17 protein-coding genes are annotated in these 21,307 nt (G+C 63.1%); 10 read left to right on the top strand and 7 right to left on the bottom strand.

The window, feature by feature from the left end; translation table 11 throughout:
• The first annotated feature begins 14 nt into the window (after positions 1–14).
• On the top strand, positions 15–1,313 hold the full coding sequence (locus tag ACCD07_RS10150) for an NCS2 family permease (RefSeq protein WP_176650794.1): 1,299 nt from the start codon (positions 15–17) through the stop codon (positions 1,311–1,313).
• Here the strand turns inward: ACCD07_RS10150 and ACCD07_RS10145 are convergent.
• Entirely contained in the window at positions 1,303–1,587 is a 285-nt protein-coding gene (locus ACCD07_RS10145) for a hypothetical protein (RefSeq protein ID WP_176650793.1), read from the bottom strand. The genes ACCD07_RS10150 and ACCD07_RS10145 overlap by 11 nt on opposite strands.
• A 126-nt stretch (positions 1,588–1,713) precedes the next feature.
• Here ACCD07_RS10145 and ACCD07_RS10140 point away from each other — a divergent pair, with 126 nt between their 5' ends.
• Positions 1,714–2,172: an Lrp/AsnC family transcriptional regulator gene (locus tag ACCD07_RS10140; RefSeq protein WP_176650792.1), complete on the top strand. Its 459-nt coding sequence runs from the start codon at positions 1,714–1,716 to the stop codon at positions 2,170–2,172.
• A 47-nt stretch (positions 2,173–2,219) separates the two neighbouring features.
• Here the strand turns inward: ACCD07_RS10140 and ACCD07_RS10135 are convergent, their stop codons facing one another.
• Both ACCD07_RS10135 and ACCD07_RS10130 read right to left on the bottom strand, forming a co-directional pair.
• A complete protein-coding gene (locus ACCD07_RS10135) occupies positions 2,220–3,062 on the bottom strand; it encodes a transposase (RefSeq protein ID WP_413447271.1) in 843 nt (280 codons plus the stop codon).
• A 111-nt stretch (positions 3,063–3,173) separates the two neighbouring features.
• Complete coding sequence (locus ACCD07_RS10130; protein ID WP_413447270.1) at positions 3,174–4,676, bottom strand: DUF1566 domain-containing protein; 1,503 nt, start codon at positions 4,674–4,676, stop codon at positions 3,174–3,176.
• Positions 4,677–4,836: 160 nt separating this feature from the next.
• Between ACCD07_RS10130 and ACCD07_RS10125 the strand changes: the two genes are divergently transcribed.
• Positions 4,837–5,649 carry a beta/gamma crystallin-related protein gene (locus tag ACCD07_RS10125; protein ID WP_413447269.1) on the top strand — a complete coding sequence of 271 codons (813 nt, stop codon included), beginning with the start codon at positions 4,837–4,839 and terminating at the stop codon, positions 5,647–5,649.
• 6 nt (positions 5,650–5,655) lie between these two features.
• On the opposite strand, the gene ACCD07_RS10120 is transcribed toward ACCD07_RS10125, so the two are convergent.
• The 4 genes from ACCD07_RS10120 to ACCD07_RS10105 all read right to left on the bottom strand — a co-directional run bounded on the left by ACCD07_RS10120 (position 5,656) and on the right by ACCD07_RS10105 (position 11,011).
• Positions 5,656–6,519, bottom strand: coding sequence for an outer envelope protein (locus ACCD07_RS10120; RefSeq protein WP_413447268.1), 864 nt, complete (start codon positions 6,517–6,519; stop codon positions 5,656–5,658).
• 92 nt (positions 6,520–6,611) lie between these two features.
• Complete coding sequence (locus ACCD07_RS10115) at positions 6,612–7,913, bottom strand: NCS2 family permease (RefSeq protein ID WP_413447267.1); 1,302 nt, start codon at positions 7,911–7,913, stop codon at positions 6,612–6,614.
• A gap of 210 nt (positions 7,914–8,123) precedes the next feature.
• Positions 8,124–9,749, bottom strand: a complete 1,626-nt coding sequence (locus tag ACCD07_RS10110) for an HAL/PAL/TAL family ammonia-lyase (protein ID WP_413447266.1) — start codon at positions 9,747–9,749, stop codon at positions 8,124–8,126.
• A gap of 14 nt (positions 9,750–9,763) precedes the next feature.
• Complete coding sequence (locus tag ACCD07_RS10105; protein ID WP_413447265.1) at positions 9,764–11,011, bottom strand: urate hydroxylase PuuD; 1,248 nt, start codon at positions 11,009–11,011, stop codon at positions 9,764–9,766.
• Between the two features lie 222 nt (positions 11,012–11,233).
• Between ACCD07_RS10105 and ACCD07_RS10100 the strand changes: the two genes are divergently transcribed.
• The 7 genes from ACCD07_RS10100 to ACCD07_RS10070 all read left to right on the top strand — a co-directional run bounded on the left by ACCD07_RS10100 (position 11,234) and on the right by ACCD07_RS10070 (position 21,307).
• On the top strand, positions 11,234–12,172 hold the full coding sequence (locus ACCD07_RS10100; protein WP_413447264.1) for a LysR family transcriptional regulator: 939 nt from the start codon (positions 11,234–11,236) through the stop codon (positions 12,170–12,172).
• Between the two features lie 133 nt (positions 12,173–12,305).
• Entirely contained in the window at positions 12,306–14,060 is a 1,755-nt protein-coding gene (locus ACCD07_RS10095; protein ID WP_413447263.1) for an allantoate amidohydrolase, read from the top strand.
• Positions 14,061–14,073: 13 nt separating this feature from the next.
• Positions 14,074–15,564 (top strand): xanthine dehydrogenase small subunit, encoded by a 1,491-nt coding sequence (gene xdhA, locus ACCD07_RS10090; protein WP_413447262.1) that lies wholly within the window; start codon positions 14,074–14,076, stop codon positions 15,562–15,564.
• Complete coding sequence (xdhB, locus tag ACCD07_RS10085) at positions 15,561–17,918, top strand: xanthine dehydrogenase molybdopterin binding subunit (protein WP_413447261.1); 2,358 nt, start codon at positions 15,561–15,563, stop codon at positions 17,916–17,918. Before xdhA ends, xdhB begins: the two co-directional genes overlap by 4 nt.
• 1 nt (position 17,919) lies before the next feature.
• A complete protein-coding gene (gene xdhC, locus ACCD07_RS10080; protein ID WP_413447260.1) occupies positions 17,920–19,014 on the top strand; it encodes a xanthine dehydrogenase accessory protein XdhC in 1,095 nt (364 codons plus the stop codon).
• Positions 19,015–19,251: 237 nt separating this feature from the next.
• Complete coding sequence (gene guaD / locus ACCD07_RS10075) at positions 19,252–20,574, top strand: guanine deaminase (protein ID WP_413447259.1); 1,323 nt, start codon at positions 19,252–19,254, stop codon at positions 20,572–20,574.
• 4 nt (positions 20,575–20,578) lie between these two features.
• Entirely contained in the window at positions 20,579–21,307 is a 729-nt protein-coding gene (locus tag ACCD07_RS10070; RefSeq protein WP_413447258.1) for a class II aldolase/adducin family protein, read from the top strand.

Genomic DNA, 21,307 nt, shown 5'->3' with positions numbered 1-21,307 from the left:
CCCAGGGGGAACGTATGCGGCCGCTCGACAAATATTTCAAGCTCGCAGAGCACGGCAGCAATGTCCGCACCGAAGTGGTGGCCGGCATCACCACCTTCCTGACGATGGCCTACATCATCTTCGTCAATCCCGCGATCCTGGGCGACGCCGGCGTGCCGAAGGACGCCGTCTTCGTCGCCACCTGCCTGGCCGCCGCGCTGGGCACCATCATCATGGGCCTGTACGCCAACTACCCGATCGGCATGGCGCCGGGCATGGGGCTCAACGCCTACTTCGCCTATGCCGTGGTGCTGGGCATGGGCGTGCCGTGGCAGTCGGCGCTGGGCGCCGTGTTCATCTCGGGTTGCCTGTTCCTGCTGGTGACCCTGTTCAAGGTGCGCGAACAGATCGTCAACGGCATTCCGCACTCGCTGCGGGTGGCGATCACCGTCGGCCTGGGTCTGTTTCTGGCGCTGATCGCGATGAAGAGCGCCGGCCTGGTGGTCGCCAGTCCCGAAACGCTGGTGCGCGTGGGCGACATGCACAAGCCGCAGACCATCATGGCGGTGGCCGGTTTCCTGCTGATCGTTACGCTGGACCGCTTGCGGGTGCCGGGCGCGCTGCTGATCGGCATCATCGCCGTGACGGTGCTGAGCTTTTTCTACGGCGGCAATACCTTTCACGGCTTCATGTCGATGCCGCCGTCGCTGGCGCCGACGCTGCTCCAGCTGGATCTGAAGGGCGCCGCCAACATCGGCCTGCTCAATGTGGTGCTGGTGTTCTTCCTGGTTGAACTGTTCGACGCCACCGGCACCTTGATGGGCGTGGCCAGCCGCGCGGGGCTGCTGGTCGGCGGCCGGATGGCGCGCCTGAACAAGGCGCTGCTGGCCGACAGCTGCGCTATCGTGGCCGGTTCGATGCTGGGCACCTCCAGCACCACCGCCTATCTCGAAAGCGCGGCCGGCGTGCAGGCCGGCGGTCGTACGGGTTTGACGGCGCTGGTGGTCGCGCTGCTGTTCCTGGCGGCCTTGTTCTTCGCCCCCATCGCCGGCGTGGTGCCGGCCTACGCCACCGCCCCGGCGCTGCTGTTCGTCGCCTGCCTGATGCTGCGCGACCTGGTCGACGTGGACTGGAACGAGACCACCGAGAGCGTGCCGGCGGCCATCACCGCGCTGGTGATCCCGTTCACCTATTCGATCGCCCATGGCATCGCGTTCGGCTTCATCACCTACGCCGGCTTGAAGTTGTTGACCGGCCGCGCGCGCGAGGTCAAGCCGGTGGTGTGGGTGATCGCCGGCGTGTTCCTGTTCAAATACGCTTACCTTACTGGCTAACTGCTGTCCTCTCGCGGGATGCCACCAAGGTGGGCATCTCGCGTATCGCCAGCACGCCGATGACGTTGTGCAGCCGCATGCGGCACAGCGTCAGCGGGTCTTCCTCCGCCGCCGCCAGCCGCAGCTGCACGTCCACCCCTTGCGCGGTGGCCGTCGTGCGCAGGCTGCGCAACTCTATCCCCAGCCGCCGCACAATCGCCAGCACGGCTTCCAGCGTGGCGATCGGATCGTCCGGCTCTATGCAAAAACGGTAGCTTTTTTGTGTGGTATTCATGCCACCAGAATATCCGGGAAGCGTCAAAATAGGCTTCCTGAATTTGCTTCGCTTATGTCAATTTAAAGGACGATGTCCCGAATAATATAGAATATATGGGATATTCATCTTTTGCGGAACTATCCCATGGAAATTGACGAACTCGATCGCCGCATCTTGCGTGAACTGCGCCAGGACGGCCGCCTGAGCAACACCAAGCTGGCCGAAAAGGTCGGCCTGTCGACCACGCCGTGCTGGAACCGCGTGCGCGCGCTGGAGGAAGGCGGCATGATCGAAGGCTACACGGCGCTACTCAGCCAGAAGGCGCTGGGCTACCCGGACACGGTCATCATCGAAGTGACGCTGGACCGGCACGACGACGACATCTTCGAAAAATTCGGCCAGGCCCTGGCCGATCTGCCGGAAGTGATGGAGGCGTATCTGCTGACCGGCGAATACGACTATCTGATCAAGGTGGCGGTAGCCGGTACGGCGGGCTATGAAGAATTCCTGCGCCGCAAACTCTACAAGCTGCCCGGCCTGCGCCACAGCCGCTCCACCTTCGTGCTGCGCTGCCTGAAGCGCGCCCATTCGGTGGAGCCATAAGACAGCGGACTCTAAAAAGGCGGGGTCAGTTCCGGCAACCTGCCACCTCAGAGCTTACCGTCATATTTCTTTACCGCGCGATTCACCGTTCTCAAAGAAACGCCGAAGAACTCGCCAATTCGCTCCATGGTGAATACGGTAGAAAAATACGCGTTCGCCATCGCCTGATCCCTGTCTGAAAATTGAAGCCGATATTCGTCCAGTGACCGAGCGGCCGCCCGTCGGTGGGCTTTGGAAACACCTCGCAAAGACGCGTCCCCAAAACAGCTTCGATGGTGTTCGACGAAAGACTCGTCGCCTAACATAAGCTGATGGCAGACTCGCTTCAATGGACTATCCAGCCCCACCCCATCCATCACAAACTGACGATACTGCTTTATGGCCAGGCTGCGCGTCGAGCCAAACTGCCCCAACAACCATTCTGTGTCGAGCCACTCTGGCCGATCGCCCATCCCCATCAGATATCGATGGCTGCTCCATACCCACTCTTCCGGCAACTGCACCAGGTGGGCTCGAAGCGGATTGAGCACCACGTACCGTGACAGCGCCAATAAATAGCTTTGCTTTTGAACCAAAATTGCTTTGTAGCGCCCTTGAAAAAGGTGTCCCGACAGACGATGCCGACGATTGAAGTGCTGAGTGTATAAGCCGTTCAACTGCCGCATTCCCTGCGACAGATTACCCTCGACGGTCTCAACGACCGCATGGTAATGATTCGTCATCTGGCAATACGCATGGATGACAAAATTGAATCGCTTACAGACGATCGCAAAAATATCGAGCCACGCCATTCGATCGGCGTCGTCACGATAAATTGCTTCGCCATGATCACCACGTGAGGTAACGTGATACAGCGCACCGGCGAACTCTATGCGAAGTGGACGTGTCATTCACACACCCTAGTCCCGCCAGCCTCGACATACGCTGATTTAACTCAATTGCGGATTCAATCATGCCTCTGGCGTACGTGGCACGATGCCGGAACTGACCCCGCTTTTTTTTTACGGACCGCGCACCGCCAGCGTGTAGCCGGCGTTGGCTTTCAGGATGCTGTAGACGCCGTAGTCGCAGCTGAATACCGTCCAGGCCTGCGTCGGGTCGGCGAAGTCGGTGCTGGAAGTCCAGTAGAACTCCAGTTCGACGAAGTTGTTGAATACCGCCGCCTGATCTATCGCCGTCTTTTCCTCGTTCTGGAACACGGAGTTGAAGCGCAAAGCCATATTGGTTTCCGCGCGGTCGGCCAGACTCAACATCTCGGCGCGGTTCGGCATGCGCCAGCTGCCTGCGCTCGATCCATCGGTCAACCCGCACTGTCCCTGCGACAGCGCCCGTACAGCGGCCAGCGCACCGGCCCACGATTGACGGATACAGTTGGCCTGCTTCAACCACACCAGCCCCGTTACAGTATCCTTGACAGTACCGTTACCCCCGTCGACAAAGCGCAGCGAGGTTTGTCCCACGCCGCTGCGAACATCGCCGTCGTCGCCAGCAGCGTAGACGATGAACTGGCCGGTGGCCATCAAATTCACGCTGCCGCTGCCGCCACTCTTCACCGCCCACACGCCATTGGGAGAGCTGGCCTTCAGATTGTTCAGCAAATCGTTGATATAGCGGCCGTCCTTGAAATCGATCACCCACGCTTCTTCGGTGACGCCGCGGTAAGTGGTCGAACTCCAGTAAGGCCCGGCCACGTTGAGGAAGGGATGCCCTCCAGCCAGCGCCGGATTGCTGCGCGAGATATCGACCAGACTTTCCAGCTCGATCACATTCGGCAAGCGCCAGTCGCCAGCCTTGGAGCCGTCGCTCAGGCCGCACATGCCGTCGGCCATCTGCTTGACCGCCGCCAGCGCGTCCAGCCAGTTGCGGGCGCTGAAGCAAGCCGCGTTGCGGGTCCAGACCAATCCCGTCAGCTTGTCGCTGACGCTGCCGTTCTGCAGATCGACAAAGCGCCCCGTAGGCCACGCCAGGCCGTTTTTCAACGCGCCGTCGTCGCCGGCGGCGTAGCTGGTCTGCTGTCCGCTGGCGGCCAGGTTCAGCAGCCGGTTGCCCCCGTCATAAGCGTCGAAGTTCCCGCCGGTGACGTTGCTGCCGGACGTGGCCATGTACGACAGCACCATCCGGTACAAGGCGTTGTGATCGGATTTGAGCGCGGTGGCGCTGCCGTTGGCCGGTACCGGATAGAAGCCGTAGCCCGCCTTGGTGGCCCAGATTTCGTAGCGCGTCTGGGTACCCGTCATCAGGCCGCTGAAGCTGTAGTTGCCGTTGGCGTCCGTGGTCGCCTGCACCGAGGTGTGGTTATTGGTCTGGTAGGCCGTCACCACCACGCCCGCCAGCGGCGCGCCGCCCTTGACCGTCACCTTGCCGGCCACGCTTGCCGTCAGCGGCGCGTTCGGCGTCGTCGCGACCGCCGTCGGGCCAGGACTGGCGCCCCCGCCTCCTCCGCCACCGCACCCCGCCAGCAGGCCCCATACAAGCGCAAACATCCAATAACGATGACGAATCATGGCCGCTCTCCCCTTTAACGCCAAGTATCCTCCAGTTTTCCCTTCGGGTAATAGAATTTTTATATTGGAAATATGCTTTATGTGCACAAGCGCACAGAACGCACGTCACAAACGGCTCATGCTGGCAGCGCCTCAAGACCATCCACAACGGAGAAGAAAAATGAATAACAAACTGAAAATCGCCATAGCCGTCGCAGCGCTGGGCATGACCACGCAAGCCTTTGCACAAATCACCTTCTACGAACACGACGGCTGGCGCGGCCGCGCCTTCACCGCCAACAAACAAGTGCGGGACTTTACCCGCAACGGTTTCAACGATCGCGCCTCGTCGGTGGTGGTCGATCGCGGCCAGTGGGAAGTGTGCGATGACTCCAACTTCCGCGGCCACTGCATGGTGCTGCGTCGCGGCAGCTACGAGTCGCTGAGCGGCATGGGCATGAATGACCGCATCTCGTCGGTACGTCCGCTCGGCCGCCGCGACCGCTATGAAAATGAAGCGCCGGAGCCGCTGCCGCAGCCTACCAATGAATATCGCCGCCGTCCGAGCGAGCGCATTATCGAAGTGCCGATTACCTCGGTGCACGCCGTGGTCGGCACGCCTGAGCAACGCTGCTGGGTCGAGCGCCAGCAGGTGACCGAGCCCGCGCGCAGCGGCACCAGTGCCGGCGGCGTCATCGCCGGTGCGCTGATCGGCGGCATCCTCGGCCACCAGGTCGGCGGCGGCACGGGACGCGATGTCGCCACCGCGGGTGGCGCGATCGCCGGCGCGGCGATCGGCAACAATGTGGCCAACCGTAATAGCACGCAGACCTCCGAGCGCGATGTGCGCCGCTGCGAAAACGTCGAAAACCAGAAGCCGCAATACTGGGACGTGACCTACAACTATCGCGGCCAGGAGCACCGCGTGCAAATGACCGCGCCACCGGGGAACTCCATCGCCGTCAACAGCCGCACTGGCGAACCCCGGACTTAATGTAGTCTAGAAGTGGTACTCGGCCCGTATCATCGGCGTCTTGGCGACATAGCCTTGACCGCCGGTGGTGGCCGAGGTGTTGCCGAACTTGTTGCGCCAGTATTGATACTCGACGCCGATTCGGAAGGTATTCTTCGCGTGGCCAATCGCGGCCCCCACATCAAACATCACCTGCATGTCGATATTGGTCTCTGCGCCGGTATCGTTGCCCACTTCGTCCTTGCCCTTCGACGCGATAAAGTTCGCATAGCCTTCGAACGCCCACAGCGAACCAAACGGAATCCCCCATTCCGACGACAGCATTGCATGCGTCTTGTAGGTATAACGTCCAGTGACGGTGGAGATCGGAGGGAAGGCGCCGCTCGGCGCGTTGCTCTCGTTGATCAGCAACAGGCTGGTGTTGAAATGGCCGGCCGGCACGTCCCACATGAAGGTCGGTCCCAGCACGAACATGCGCTTACGCGAGTTGTAGCCCACGTCGTTCTTGGTGTTGACGTCGAAACCGCCGGTGATCCCCAGGCCGCGCACCGGGCCGAATTTGTATTCGGTGCCGGTCACCTTGCTCAGGTCCACGGTGTTCCGGTACAGGATGTAGGCTTCGTTGGCGCCGGACTTTTGCGTCAGCGACGCCGGATCGTTTTTATCCGACATCAGGAAGTCGGCGTTGAAGAAGTTGGTGCCGTACTTGTAGCCGCTGACGTGAGTCAGCGCCACGATGTTCTTGGCGATGTCCTGACTGTTGAACGGCTCGCGGTAGTCGGTGCCGTAACGCCAGCTGACGGAGGTGTCGCTCCAGTCGGCGGCGTGGGCCGAACCGGCCAGGCTCAGAAAGGCGGTGCACAGCAGTTGTGGAATTTGTCTCGTTTTCATTTTAGTTTTCCATATTTTTGAACGTGACTGTCCCAGCCGGCGCCATTGCGGGCGCCGGACAGAGATCAATCGGGAGAAGAAGAGTTAGCTCCTCAGCCAGCGCCGAGGTAGACGAACTTGAAGGTGAACACGCAAGCGATCGCCCAGATCACTGGACGCACTTCGCGCACCCGGCCGGTCAACAGCTTCAGCACCGCGTAGGAGATGAAGCCGAAAGCCACGCCAAGCGCGATCGAGTACGTGAACGGCATGGTCAGTGCCGCGATTGCCGCGGGCACGGATTCGGTGGTGTCGCTCCAGTCGATGTCGACCAATTCGCGCAGCATCAGGCACGACACGTACAGCAGCGCGGGCGCCGTTGCGTAGCTCGGCACCACGCCGGCCAGCGGCGAGATGAACAAGCAGGCCAGGAACAGCACACCGACGGCGACGGCGGTCAGGCCGGTGCGGCCGCCCGCTTGCACACCGGCGGCGCTTTCGATGTAGGCGGTGGTGCTGGAGGTGCCCAGCAGCGAGCCGGTGACGATGGCGCAGCTGTCGGCCAGCAGCGCCTTGTTCAGGCGTTCCATCTTGCCGTTGACCAGCAGGCCTGCGCGGTTGGCCACGCCCATCAGCGTGCCGGTGGCGTCGAACAGCTCGACCAGGAAGAATACCAGCACCACGTTCAGCAGGCCGACCGAGATCGCGCCCATCAGGTCCAGCTTGAACAAGGTGGGCGCCAGCGACGGGGGCATGTCAACGATGCCGTTGAACTGGTTGCCGCCGACGAAGAAACTCAGCACCGTCACGGCCAGGATGCCGATCAGGATCGCGCCCTTTACCTTCAGGCGGTCCAATGCGACGATGATGAAGAAGCCGACAATGGCCAACAGCGTGGGTGCCTTGTGCAGGTCGCCCACGCGCACCAGCGTCTCAGGGCTGCTGACGACGATGCCCGCGCTCTTCAGCGAAATCAAACCCAGGAACAGGCCGATGCCGACGGTGATGGCGGTGCGTATCGAATGGGGGATGCCGTTGACGATCATCTCGCGCAGCTTGAATACGCTGACGAACACGAACAGGCAGCCGGAGATGAAGACCGCTCCCAGCGCCATTTCCCAGGGCATGCCCATGCCCTTGACGACGACGTAAGCGAAGTAGGCGTTCAACCCCATGCCCGGCGCCATGGCAATCGGATAGTTTGCATACAGACCCATAATGAGACAGCCCAGAGCTGCCGCGATACAGGTGGCGACGAAGACAGCGCCCTTGGGCATGCCGGCGTCACCGAGGATGGAGGGGTTGACGAAGATGATGTAAGCCATCGTCAGGAAGGTAGTCAGGCCTGCGACCAATTCGGTGCGCACGTCGGTACCGTTCTCTTTCAGCTTAAAGAACTTCTCTAGAATTAACATGATGTCTCCGTGTTCTATTTTGACTACTTATGTGTCGTCCGCCGATTAAACATGGGAACAATCGGCATAGACCTTATCTCAGGGGCCACTTCTTGAAATCGCTGTGGTGGCATACCTGCTATCTGCTATGGCCTATAACAGTCGGGCGCGCCGTATTTTCATTACGGCGTAGCCCTATGTTTACCCTCCTCTGGTCAGGGTCCTTCCGGTTTAGACGAATTCACCTATTTGTGCGACGACCGCCTTGCGCACCGAGCCGGTGGTGATGAAGGAACGCGCCACTTCAAGGTCGTTGTGCAGCCAGCGGTCGCCGTCGAGGCAGGCCGGGATCTGGCTGCGCACCGCCTCATACGCCACCTGGGTGCCTTTGCCGAGCACAAAGCCGGGCAGCAGGCTTTCCGTCATCGTCAGCGCCTGGGAGGCCAACAACATTTCAACGCCGACAATGTACTGTGTGTTCGACACCACAGTGGCGGCCTTGCGCGCGCACCAGGTGGAGTTGGATACGTGGTCTTCGCTGTTGCCCTTGGCCGGAATCGAGTCGACGCTGCCCGGCATGCACAACGTGCGGTTCTCCATCACCAGGGAACTGAGCGAGCATTGCATCACCGGGTAGCCGGTGTTCACGCCGCGCACGCCGGACATCAGGTTGCGCGGCAGGCCCCACGACAAGGTCGGGTCGATCAGACGCGCGACGCGGCGCTCGACGATGCTGCCCAGGTCCGCGACGGCCATCGCGAGCAGGTCCATCGCCTGCGCCAGGTATTGGCCGTGGAAATTACCACCCGAGATGATCTCGAAGCCGCCGCCGTCCTTGCCGAAGATGAGCGGGTTGTCGGTGGCGGAATTCACTTCCTTGTCGAGGATGGTGTCGATGTAGTCCAGCGCATCGAACACCGGGCCATAGACCTGCGGCGCGCAGCGCAGCGAGTACACGTCCTGGATGCGGGCCGTGTACGGGATATCGGTGCGGCGCAGCTCTTCGGGGAACCGCACGGCGCGCGCTTCGTGGGTGGTGCGGGTCGACCCTTGCAGCAGGTCGCGGATGATGGCGGCGGTCTTGATCTGGCCGGCGTGCGGACGCGCTTCGTGGATGCGTGGATCGAAGGCCGACATCTCGGCGCGCATCGCTTCCAGCGTCAGGCCCAGCGACAGGCAGGCGTCGGACAGCATGTTGCGCGCGTCTTCCGCGGCCAGCAGCGCCACGGCCAGCGAGACGGTACAGCCGTTGATCAGCGCCGACGCATCCTTGGCCTTCAGCTCGAAGACGACCGGGCCGACGTTGGAAGCGCGGATCGCGTCGGGAGCCGACATGCGCTGTCCCTTGTACATCACTTCCGCCTCGTCGAAGCCGGCGATGGCGGCGGCCAGGTAGGCCAGCGGCGCCAGATCGCCCGAGGCGCCGACGGAACCCTTCTGCGGCATGATCGGGTGGATGCCGGCATTGACGAAGGCCAGCAGGCGGTCCACCACTTCGACGCGCGGCGCCGAGTAGTTGCTGGCGAAGGCGTTGGCGCGCAACAGCATCGTGGCGCGGCTCACCTCTTCGGAGAACGGCTCGCCCATGCCGCAGGCGTGGGCCTTGATCAGCTGCGTCTGGAACAGGACGATGTCCTGCACCTTGACGCGGGTGTCCTTCAGCATGCCGACACCGGTGTTAAAGCTGTACATCATCGGTGCTTCGTCGTGCATCCAGGTCGACTCGATGTAATCGCGGCTTTCCTTCAGCGCGGCGCGCGACGAGGCGGCCAGATTGACTTCGATGGCCGGGTTGCGGGCGACGGCGACGACCTGCGCGGCCGTCAGGTTGAAACCATTGATGGTGGTAGTAGTCATGATCTGTCTTCTTGTCAGTTGGCGCCGGCGGCGAACCACGCACCGAGCTCGGAGCGTTCTTCAGGCGTGATGTTGGTCATATTCCCGATCGGCATGGCCTTCAGCACGACGGCCTGCTGGTTGATCTTGGCCGCGTTCTGGCGGATCAGCTCAGGCGTATCGAACTTGATGCCTGCAGGCGCAGTGGCGAAGCCGGGTTGCGTAGGCTGCGCAGCGTGGCAGCTGACGCAGCGCTGGTTAACAATGGCCTGCACGCGAGTGAAGTCCGGTGCCGCGACGCTGGCATGTGCCTCGCCGGCGCTTTCACCAGTTGCTGCCGCGACGGCAGGAGCCGGCACCGCTGCGGGACGCGGCGCGATCACCACCGCCACAGCGGCCAGGATGGCGACGCCCGCCGCCGGGAACTGCCATGCCGTCTTGCCATGGTGGCGCAGGTTGAAGAAGTGACGTATCAGCACGCCGGCTGCGATGATCGCGCCCAGCAGCGCCCAGCTGTAGGCGTGGCTGTAGGTCATCGCGTAGTGGTTGCTGATCATGATCAGCAGCACAGGCAGCGTGAAGTAGTTGTTGTGCACGGAGCGCTGCTTGGCCTTCTTGCCGTGGATAGGATCCGGCGATTTGCCCTGCTCCATCGCTTCCACCAGCTTGCGCTGGCCGGGGATGATCAGCATCAGCACATTCCCGACCATCATCGTGCCGATCATGGCGCCGACGTGGATATAGGCCGCGCGGCCGCTCAGGAACTTGGTCAGCACGTAGGCCATGGCCACGATGAAGACGAACATGATCACGCCCAGCAGGCCGTCCTTCCGGCCCAGCGGCGAGCGACACAACGTGTCGTAGAAGATCCAGCCCACCAGCAGCGAGCCCAGGCCCACGCCGATCGCCTGCAACTGGGTCAGGTCCGCGACCGACTTATCGATCATCATCGCCGAGGCGTTGAAGTAGTAGACGATGAACAGCAGCGAGAAGCCGGAGATCCAGGTGGCGTATGCCTCCCATTTGAACCAGTGCAGGTCCGACGGCAGTTCGGCCGGCGACACCAGGTATTTCTGCGGGTTGTAAAAACCGCCACCATGCACGGCCCACAACTCGCCGGACACGCCCTTCCTGGCCAGGTCGGAACCCGGCTTCGGAGGACGAATGCTGTTATCCAGCCAAACAAAGTAGAAGGATGCGCCGATCCACGCGATCCCCGTGATCAGATGCAGCCAGCGCACCAATAGATTGAGCCAGTCCACGCCGTAAGCGAGCAATTCCATGTTGTCCCCATGATTGGATTAAGCTCGTCTGCCACCGCGGGCGCTCCAGACGATTGGGATGATTTCCCTTTTGGCCGCGAACTGTTGAAAGCTCCGCTGCGACCGATTGAAAACCACGCGCAGGTCACGCATGGTGTGAGACGAACGATAAAACTAATTCTGGCTTTTCGTATGGCAGTAGCCGTATATTAAAAATAGGCTCACCGTTATAGATAGACCCATATGGCACAACTTCCCGACCACTTAGACCTGCATCTGATCCGCATCCTGTACATGCTCCTCTGCGAGAAAAACGTCTCCCGCGTGGCGATGAAGCTCGATCAGACGCAACCCTCTATCTCCGCCTCGCTGCAAAAGCTGCGCGAGCTCACAGGCGATCCGCTGCTGGTGCGCGGCGGCCGCGGCATGGTGCCGACCCAGCATGGCGAAAGCCTGAAGGAACCGGCCAAGCGCATCCTCGACGAAGTGGGACAGCTGTTCCTGCACAAGACGCCCTTCGCCTCCAAGGAGGAAAGCCGTACCTTCCGCATCGGCGCGCCGGACTACCTGGACATCCAGTTCCTGCCCAACGTCGTGGCGCGCTTGCGACGCGAATCGCCCAAGAGCCGCATCATCATCCACAGCCTGGGCGCGGAAGTGGACTCGATCCGCATGCTGTCCGACGGCGAGCTCGATCTGCTGATCGGTAACTGGGAGCAGCCGCCGGAGCACCTGCACCTGTCACGCCTGTTCGAGGACCCGATTATTTGCGCCATGCGCGCGGACGCCCCCTACGCCAAGCGCACCGGCCCGGACGACATGACGCTGGCCGATTATCTGAGCCTGCCCCACGTGGCGCCCTCGCCCACGCTGCCAGGCTTCCACGGCGTGATCGACAGCTTCCTGGCGCAGCAGGGCCACCAGCGCAACGTGGTCGTCGAATCGGCCTATTTCAGCCTGATTCCCTACATGCTGACGCAGACCGACATGGTACTCACCACGGGGCGCCAGTACCTGCGCTTCTATGAGCGCAACCTGCCGATCAAGACCTTCACGGTGCCGGTGCGCTTTCCAGCGATGCGCTTCTACCAGCTGTGGCACGAGCGCGTGCACCAGGCCCCGGAACACAAATGGCTGCGCGACCAGGTCACGCAGGCGGCGCAGGCGCTCGTCTCCAAATAATCCGTGGCAAGGTCACAACACTTCCCATAAGCCCGGGCTGAATGCGGTTATGGCCCCGGGCATATATAACAGCCTCCCCCGCCATATATCATTCCTCTTATACCAAGAGGAGACAGGCCCCGCCTGCACAACGATGACAATCACACTAGATCACCTGAACGGCTGCAGCGCCGAAGAGTTCACCCAGCAGCTGCACGGCCTGTACGAACATTCGCCATGGATCCCGCAGCGCGCCGCCGCGCAGCGTCCATTCGCCACCACGTCCGCCCTGAAACAGGCGCTGCAAGCCGTCGTGCGCAAGGCCACCGAGGACGAACAACTGGGCCTGGTCCGCGCCCACCCGGAACTGGCAGGCAAGGCGGCCCTGGCCGGCGAACTGACCGCCGAATCGACCGGCGAACAGGCGCAGGCCGGCCTAACCCACTGCAGCGCCGACGAACTGGCCACGCTGCACAAGCTGAACGCCGACTACAACGCCAAATTCGGCTTCCCCTTCATCCTCGCGGTGAAAGGCCCGACCGGCAACGGCCTGTCGCGCCAGGAGATCATCGCCGCCTTCAGCCGCCGCCTGCGTTCGCAGCGCGACGACGAACTGGCCGAATGCCTGCGCCAGATCGGCCGCATCGCCGAAATGCGCCTGAACGCACTGCTGGAACTGCAACTGCAGTTCGGCCCCACCATCATGGAATGGTCGGAAGTGATCGGCGCCTGGAGCGACGACGCCGACAACCTGACCTGCGCCTACATGACCGACGCCCACCGCAAGACCGCCGCCCAGCTGGCGGCGTGGATGAAGGAAGCCGGCATGGAGGTTGAGATCGACCCGGTCGGCAACGTGGTCGGCCGCTACAAATCGGACAAGCCGGGCGCCAAGGCACTGCTGACGGGTTCCCACTACGACACCGTCCGCAACGGCGGCAAGTACGACGGCCGCGAAGGCATCCTGCTGCCGATCGCCGTGGTCAAGCACTTGAACGAGCGCGGCGAACGCCTGCCGTTCGACCTGGAGATCATCGGCTTCTCGGAAGAAGAAGGCGTGCGCTATCAAAGCACCTTCCTCGGTTCGAACGCCGTCATCGGCCAGTTCGATATGAAGCTGCTGGACAAGGCCGATGCCCAGGGCATCACCATGCGCACCGCGCTGACCGAAGCCGGCCACGACGTCGGCAAGATCGCCTCGGTGGCGCGCAAGCCGGAAGACGTGCTGGCCTTCGTCGAAGTCCACATCGAACAAGGCCCGGTATTGCTGGGCAAAGGCCTGCCGACCGGCGTCGTCACCTCGATCGCCGGCAGCTGCCGCTACCAGGTCGAACTGACCGGCCTGGCCAGCCACGCTGGAACCACGCCGATGATCATGCGCAAGGACGCAGCAGCGGCGGCAGCGGAAATCGTGCTGTACGTGGAAGACCGCTGCGGCCGCGAACCTTCGCTGGTCGGCACCGTCGGCCAGTTGCACGTGCCGGACGGCTCGGTCAACGTGATTCCCGGCGCCTGCAAGCTGTCGCTGGATATCCGCGCCGCCGACGATGCGACCCGCGACGCCGCGGTCACCGACATCCTGAATCAGGCCGAAGCCGTCTGCGCGCGCCGCCAGATCGGCCTCAAGGTCACCAAGATCATGCAGGCTCCGGCCGCACCGTGCGCGCCATGGCTGGTCAGGCAGCTGGCCGCCGCCACCGAGCGCGCCGGCATCGAAGTGTTCGAACTGCCGTCCGGCGCCGGTCACGACGCCATGGCGCTGGCCCGCATGACCGACGTGGCCATGCTGTTCACCCGTTGCGGCAACGGCGGCATCAGCCACAACCCGCTGGAAACCATGACGGCCGACGACGCCGAAGTGTCGGCACAGATCTTCCTGGACTTCCTGCGCCAGTTCCAAACCAAGTAATTGCGGAGCAATCATGACTGAACCAATTCGATTCTTCTACCTCGGTGAGGTGCACAACGTCGCGGGCGGCGCACCAACCCGCACCCTGCTCCAGCACCTGCGCGAAGACCTGCACTGCACCGGCACCAAGGAAGGCTGCGCCGAAGGCGACTGCGGCGCCTGCACCGTGGTCGTGGCCGAGCTGCAGCCCGACGGCGAAGTGGCCATGAAGTCGGTCAACTCCTGCATCCAGTTCGTCCCTACGCTGGACGGCAAGGCCGTCTTCACCGTCGAGGACCTGAAGCAGGCCAACGGCAGCATGCATCCGGTGCAGGAAGCACTGGTCGAATGCCACGGTTCGCAATGCGGCTTCTGCACGCCGGGCTTCGCCATGTCCTTGTGGAGCCTGTACCTGAAGCAGGACGGCCAGACCACGCCGCCGTGCCGCAAGACCGTCGATGAAACGCTGTCCGGCAACCTGTGCCGCTGCACCGGCTACCGTCCGATCATCGATGCCGCGCGCCGCATGGGCGAACTGCCTCACGTCAGTTTCGATCGCGAGGCGCTGAAAGCCTCGCTGCAATCCATCCAGCGAACCGAAATGTATAGCTACAGCCACGACGGCCAAACCTTCCACGCACCGCGCACGCTGGCCGAACTGGCCACGCTGCGCGCTGAAAAACCGACCGCCACCATCGTCGCCGGCTCGACCGACGTCGGCCTGTGGGTCACCAAGCAGATGCGCAACCTCGGCGACATCATCTACGTGCGCCAGGTGCGCGAACTGCACCACATGGAAGAAAGCGACGGCGTGCTGACCATCGGCGCCGCCGTCTCGCTCAACGATGCCTACGAGGCCGTCTGCAAGCATTACAAGGACGAGCTGCACGAAATGTGGCAGCGCTTCGCCTCGCAGCCTATCCGCAACACCGGCACCCTGGGCGGCAGCGTCGCCAACGGCTCGCCGATCGGCGACTCGGCGCCGTGGATGATCGTGCTCGGCGCGGAAATCGTCATCCGCAGCGATAAGGGCCAGCGCACCATGCTGCTGGAGAAGTTCTACCTCGACTACATGAAGAAGGATTGGCAGCCGGGCGAATTCGTCGAAGCCGTACGCATTCCGCTGCCGCGCAAGGATATCCACTTCCGCACCTACAAGCTGGCCAAACGCTACGACCAGGACATCTCCGCCGTCTGCGCCGCCTTCGCCTTCACGCTGAAGGACGGCATCGTCAGCGACGCCCACATCGCCTACGGCGGCATGGCCGCCACCTCGCGCCGCGCGCCACTGGCCGAAGCGGCCGTCAACGGCAAGCGCTGGAACGAAGAAACGCTGAAACTGGCGATGGCCGAACTGGCCAGGGACTACACCCCGCTGAGCGACATGCGGGCCACCGCCAACTATCGCATGAAGACCGCGCAAAACCTGCTGCGCCGCTACTGGCTGGAGACCAATCCGGACTCCGCCCAGCCGGTGCAATCGATCAACGCCTACCACTACGCGGAAGGAGCCGTGCCAGCATGAACAGCAAATCCGAAGCATTCCTGACGCAGCCCGCAGTTCCCGGAGTTCCAATGGCCTGGGCCGAAGTCGGCCAGTCGCACCCGCACGAATCGGCAGTGCTGCACGTGCTGGGCGAAGCCACCTACACCGACGACATCCCGGAAGCGCAAGGTACGCTGCACGCCGCGCTGGGCATCTCGTCCAAGGCGCACGCCAACATCCTGTCGATGAACTTCGACGCGGTCAAGGCCATGCCTGGCGTGGTCGCCGTCTATACGCACAAGGACATTCCCGGTACCAACGATTGCGGTCCTATCATTCACGACGACCCTATCCTGTCCGAAGGACTGGTCGAATACATCGGCCAGCCGATCTTCATCGTGGTGGCGGACTCGCACGACAACGCCCGCCGCGCCGTCAAGAAAGCCGTCATCGAATACGCGGAGCTACCGGCCATTCTGACGCCGCAAGCCGCGCGCGACGCGAAATCCTTCGTCGTCCCGCCGATGCACCTGGCGCGTGGCGATGCGCAAGCGGCGTTCGAGCGTTCGAAACACAAGCTGAAAGGCGATCTGCATGTCGGCGGCCAGGAACAGTTCTACCTGGAAGGCCAGATCTCGTATGCCATTCCGAAGGAAGGCAACGGCATGCTGATCTACTGCTCGACCCAGCACCCGACCGAAATGCAGCACGTGGTCGCGCACGCCCTGCACCGCCATTCGCACGATATCGTGGTCGAGTGCCGCCGCATGGGCGGCGGTTTCGGCGGCAAGGAATCGCAATCGGCGCTTTGGGCGGCCTGCGCCGCCATCTCGGCAGCGCATCTGCGCAAGCCGGTCAAGCTGCGCGCCGACCGCGACGACGACATGATGGTCACCGGCAAACGCCACTGCTTCTACTATGAATACGAGATGGGCTACGGCGACGACGGCCGCATCGTCGCCGCCAAGGTGGAGATGGTGTCGCGCGCCGGCTTCTCGGCCGACCTGTCGGCGCCGGTCGCCACCCGCGCCGTCTGCCACTTCGACAACGCCTACTACCTGGCCGACGTCGACATCCGCGCCATGGCCGGCAAGACCAACACGCAGTCGAACACCGCCTTTCGCGGCTTCGGCGGCCCGCAGGGTGCCATCGCCATCGAATACATCATGGACGAAATCGCCCGCAACCTGGGCATGGATGCCCTGGACGTCCGCAAGATCAACTTCTACGGCCGCAACGACGAGGAAGGCCGCAACGTCACGCAGTACCAGCAGAAAGTCGTCGACAACGTCATCCACGAACTGGTCGCGCAGCTTGAGCAGGAGTCGGACTACCGCAAGCGCCGCGAGGAAATCAACGCGTTCAATGCCAAAAGCACGGTGCTGAAACGCGGCTTGGCGCTGACGCCGGTCAAATTCGGCATCGCCTTCAATGTCACCCACTTCAACCAGGCCGGCGCGCTGGTGCACATCTACACGGACGGCTCGGTGCTGGTCAACCACGGCGGCACCGAAATGGGCCAGGGCATCAACACCAAGGTATGCCAGGTTGTGGCACATGAACTGGGCATCGACCTGGCGATGGTGCGCGCCAGCGCCACCGACACCAGCAAGGTTGCCAACACCTCGGCCACCGCCGCCTCCACCGGCGCGGACTTGAACGGCAAGGCGGCGCAGGACGCGGCCAACACCATCCGCAAGCGCCTGGCCGAATTCGCCGCCAAGCGCCACGACGGCGATGCCGACACCGTGCGCTTCGAAGCCAACTTCGTCCACGTCGGCGACCTTGCGATTCCGTTCTCGGAGCTGGTTCAGAAGGCTTACCTGGCGCGCGTCCAGTTGTGGTCGGACGGCTTCTACGCCACGCCGGGCCTGCACTGGGATCCGAAGACCATGAGTGGCAACCCGTTCTCGTACTACGCTTACGGCGCCTCGGTGTCGGAAGTGGTGGTCGACACGCTGACCGGCGAATGGAAGCTGTTGAAGGCCGACGCGTTGTACGACGCCGGCAACTCGCTGAATCCGGCCATCGACGTCGGCCAGGTGGAAGGCGCCTTCATACAGGGCATGGGCTGGTTGACCACCGAGGAACTGTGGTGGAACGCGGCCGGCAAGCTGATGACGCACGCGCCGTCGACCTACAAGATCCCCGGCGTGTCGGACTGTCCGGAGAACTTCAGCGTGCGCCTGTTCAAGAACCGCAACGTGGCCGACAGCATACACCGCTCCAAGGCGGTCGGCGAGCCGCCATTGCTGCTGCCATTCTCGGTGTTCCTGGCGATCCGCGACGCCTGTTCCGCCGTGGCCGACCACAAGTACAATCCGCCGCTGCGCGCCCCGGCTACCAGCGAATCCATCCTGAACGCCATCACTGCGGTCCAGGAACGAGGTTGACATGTCCAACAACAGTATGCCTTTCAACCTCAACGCGCTGACGGCGGCCGCCAGCAAGGCAGTGCCGCGCGTGCTGGTGACGGTGGCGCAGGTCGCCGGCTCGGCGCCGCGCGAACCGGGCGCCAAGATGCTGATCACTCAGTATCACGCCTTCGACACCATCGGCGGCGGCCATCTTGAAATGGTCGCCACCGATATCGCCCGCGAAATGCTGGCCATGCCCGCCGGCGACGTCCATGCCGAGCGTCGCCTCGAACGCTTCCCGCTCGGTCCCAGCCTGGGGCAATGCTGCGGCGGCGTGGTGCACCTGGCGTTTGAACGCATCATGCCGGAAGCCGGCGAACACTTCGGCGCGCTGGCCCGCCGCTGGCGTGACGGCCAGGACAGCTGGCGCCTGGTGCCGCTGGACTGCGCCGAGCCGGCCAGCGTCTACGACGCAGCCGGCGTCCACCTGTCCGGACCCGGCCCGGCGATGCTGGCCCGTCCTGGCCCCGGTATCGACTGCAAGGTGCGCATCGACGATTTCGGCCACCGCTGGCTGATCGACTCCTGCCTGCCCTACCGCCCTCGCCTCTACCTGTTCGGCGCCGGCCACGTCGGTGCCGCCATCGTGCGCGCGCTGGCCGAGCTGCCATGCCAGGTGGTGTGGATCGATGAACGTGACGACATGTTCCCGCCGGTGCTGCCGGCTAACGTGCGGGTCGAAGCGACCGACACGCCGGAAGCCGTGGTCGAAGAAGCGCCGGCTGGTGCCTCCTTCCTGGTGCTGACCCACAGTCACGCGCTGGACCAGCAGTTGTCCGAACATATCCTGCGCCGCACCGACTTTACCTGGTTCGGGCTGATCGGCTCGAGGACCAAGCGCGTGTCGTTCGAACGCCGCCTGCAGGAACGCGGCATTCCAGCCGCCCGCATGGCCGACATGACCTGCCCCATCGGTCTGCCCGGCATCCACGACAAGGCGCCGGCCGTCATCGCCGTCTCGGTGGCCGCGCAGTTGATGCAGGTGTGGGAAGCCGCGGCTCTGACTCCGGCGGAGATTAGTGTTAAAATCGACGCATCCGCTACTCTCGAAACATCGGAACTCAGCACATAATGCGCGATCTGATTCTCTCTACATTGCCTGCAGCCTGGGCGCCCTCACTCTCCGGCAGCGCCGGGGCGGGAGCGCGTCATCGCCTCTCATTGATCTAGCCGTCGCGCTAGTTTAAATCCACAAAACGTACAGCCGGTGTGGCGCCACGCGCCCGCCTTAACCGCCGACGACCATGTCAGTCGCGCCGCCAATTGCGCGCGCGTCAACTGCCGTCCGCAAAAATCGAGGAATCAAATCATGGCAAGCATCATCACCCAAAGCGGCAACTTCCAGGCATATCGCGCCAGCCTTCTCCACTTCAGCGACGACCCGGCCTACCAGGCCAACGCCTGCCTGTGGCACGAAGATGGCCTGTTGATCGTCAACGACGGCAAGGTCCACCTGGCCGGAGACTTCAGCCAGCTGATCGGCTTCCTGCCGAAGGACACGCCGCTGCACGACTACCGCGGCAAGATCATCATGCCCGGCTTTATCGACACCCATGTGCACTATCCGCAGACCGACATGATCGCCTCGCCCGCGCCCGGCCTGCTGCCATGGCTGGAGAAATATACCTTCCCGACCGAGCGAAAATTCGCCGATCCGGAGCACGCAGCCAACGTCGCCAGCTTCTTCCTCGATGAACTGACCCGCTGCGGCACCACCACCGCCATGGTCTACTGCACCGTGCATCCGCAATCGGTGGACGCCTTCTTCACCGAGAGCGAAAAACGCAACCTGCGCATGGTCGCCGGCAAGGTGCTAATGGACCGCAACTGTCCCGACTTCCTGCAGGACACCGCCGAAAGCGGCGCCCGCGAAACCGAAGACCTGATCAAGAAATGGCACAAGCGCGGCCGCCAGCTGTACGCGATCACGCCGCGCTTCGCCCCGACCTCCACCGAGCAGCAGCTGGAGCTGGCCGGCGCGCTGGCCAAGGCCTATCCGGACACCTTCCTGCAAACCCACGTGGCGGAAAACACCGACGAAGTGGCCTGGGTCAAATCGCTGTTCCCCAATGCCCGCAGCTACATGGACGTGTACGACCACTTCGGCATGATGCGCCCGCGCTCGATGTACGCCCATTGCATCTGGCTGGACGACACCGACCGCGCCCGCATGGGCGAGACCCAGTCGGCGATCTCCGTCTGCCCTACCTCCAACCTGTTCCTCGGCAGCGGCCTGTTCGACTTCGAGCGTGCCTTTGCGAAGAGGGTCCCGTTGTCGCTGGCGACCGACGTCGGTGGAGGTACCTCGTTCTCGATGCTGCAGACGATGAACGAAGCCTACAAAGTGGCACGCATGGGCGGTACCTACCTGCAGGCGATGCGCATGTTCTACCTCGCCACCTTGGGCGGGGCCCGCGCGATGCAGCTGGAAGGCACGATCGGTAACTTCGTGCCCGGCGCCGAGGCCGACTTCATCGTCCTCGATCCGAAGGCGACGCCACTGCTGGCACGCCGCACCGAGCGCACCGATTCGATCGAAGAGCTGCTGTTCGCCATCGCCATGCTGGGCGACGACCGCGCCATCTCCGCCACCTACGCCGCCGGCAGCGTCGTGCACCAGCGCCAGGACTAAGCGGATGAACAAGGACGAATGGCAGGCACGCGTCGATCTCGCCGCGTGCTACCACCTGTGCGCCCTGCACGGCTGGGACGATCTGATCTACACCCACATCTCGGCCGCCGTACCGGGCAAGGCTTGCCGCTATCTCATCAATCCGTTCGGTCTGCGGTTTGACGAGGTGTGCGCCTCCAATCTGGTAAAGGTGGATGGCGACGGCAACCCGGTCGATGCGGCGCAATACGACATCAACCGCCCGGGCTTCGCGCTGCATGCGGCGGTGCACGGCGCGCGCCACGATATCGGCTGCGTCATGCATCTGCATAATGTGAACGGCATCGCCGTCGGCGCCCAGCGCGAAGGCCTGCTGCCGCTGTCGGCGCACGCATTGCGTTTTTATGAGCAGCTGGCATATCACGACTATGAAGGCCTGGAGATGAGCGATGCCGAGCAGGCGCGCCTGCTGGAACGCCTTGGATCACGTCCGGCCATGCTGCTGCGGAATCACGGCACGCTGGCTTGCGGCAGGACGATCGCCGAGGCATTCGTGCTGATGGAGGCACTGGACAAAGCCTGCACCATCCAGCTCAAGGCGCAATCCGGCGACGGCAGGCTGCATATGCCGCCGCACGAAACCTGCCTGAAGACGCATCTGCAGCTGCTGGGCAACGGCAGCCCGGACGGACGCCTCGAATGGCCCGCGCTGCTGCGCAAACTGGATAAACTGAGCCCGAACTATCGCTCCTGA

The organism is Duganella sp. Dugasp56 (genome assembly GCF_047304105.1).
GTDB classification, from domain to species: domain Bacteria; phylum Pseudomonadota; class Gammaproteobacteria; order Burkholderiales; family Burkholderiaceae_D; genus Rugamonas; species Rugamonas hordei.
Note: the sequence above shows the minus strand (reverse complement) of the source record. Positions and strands in the feature narration are given on the sequence as shown.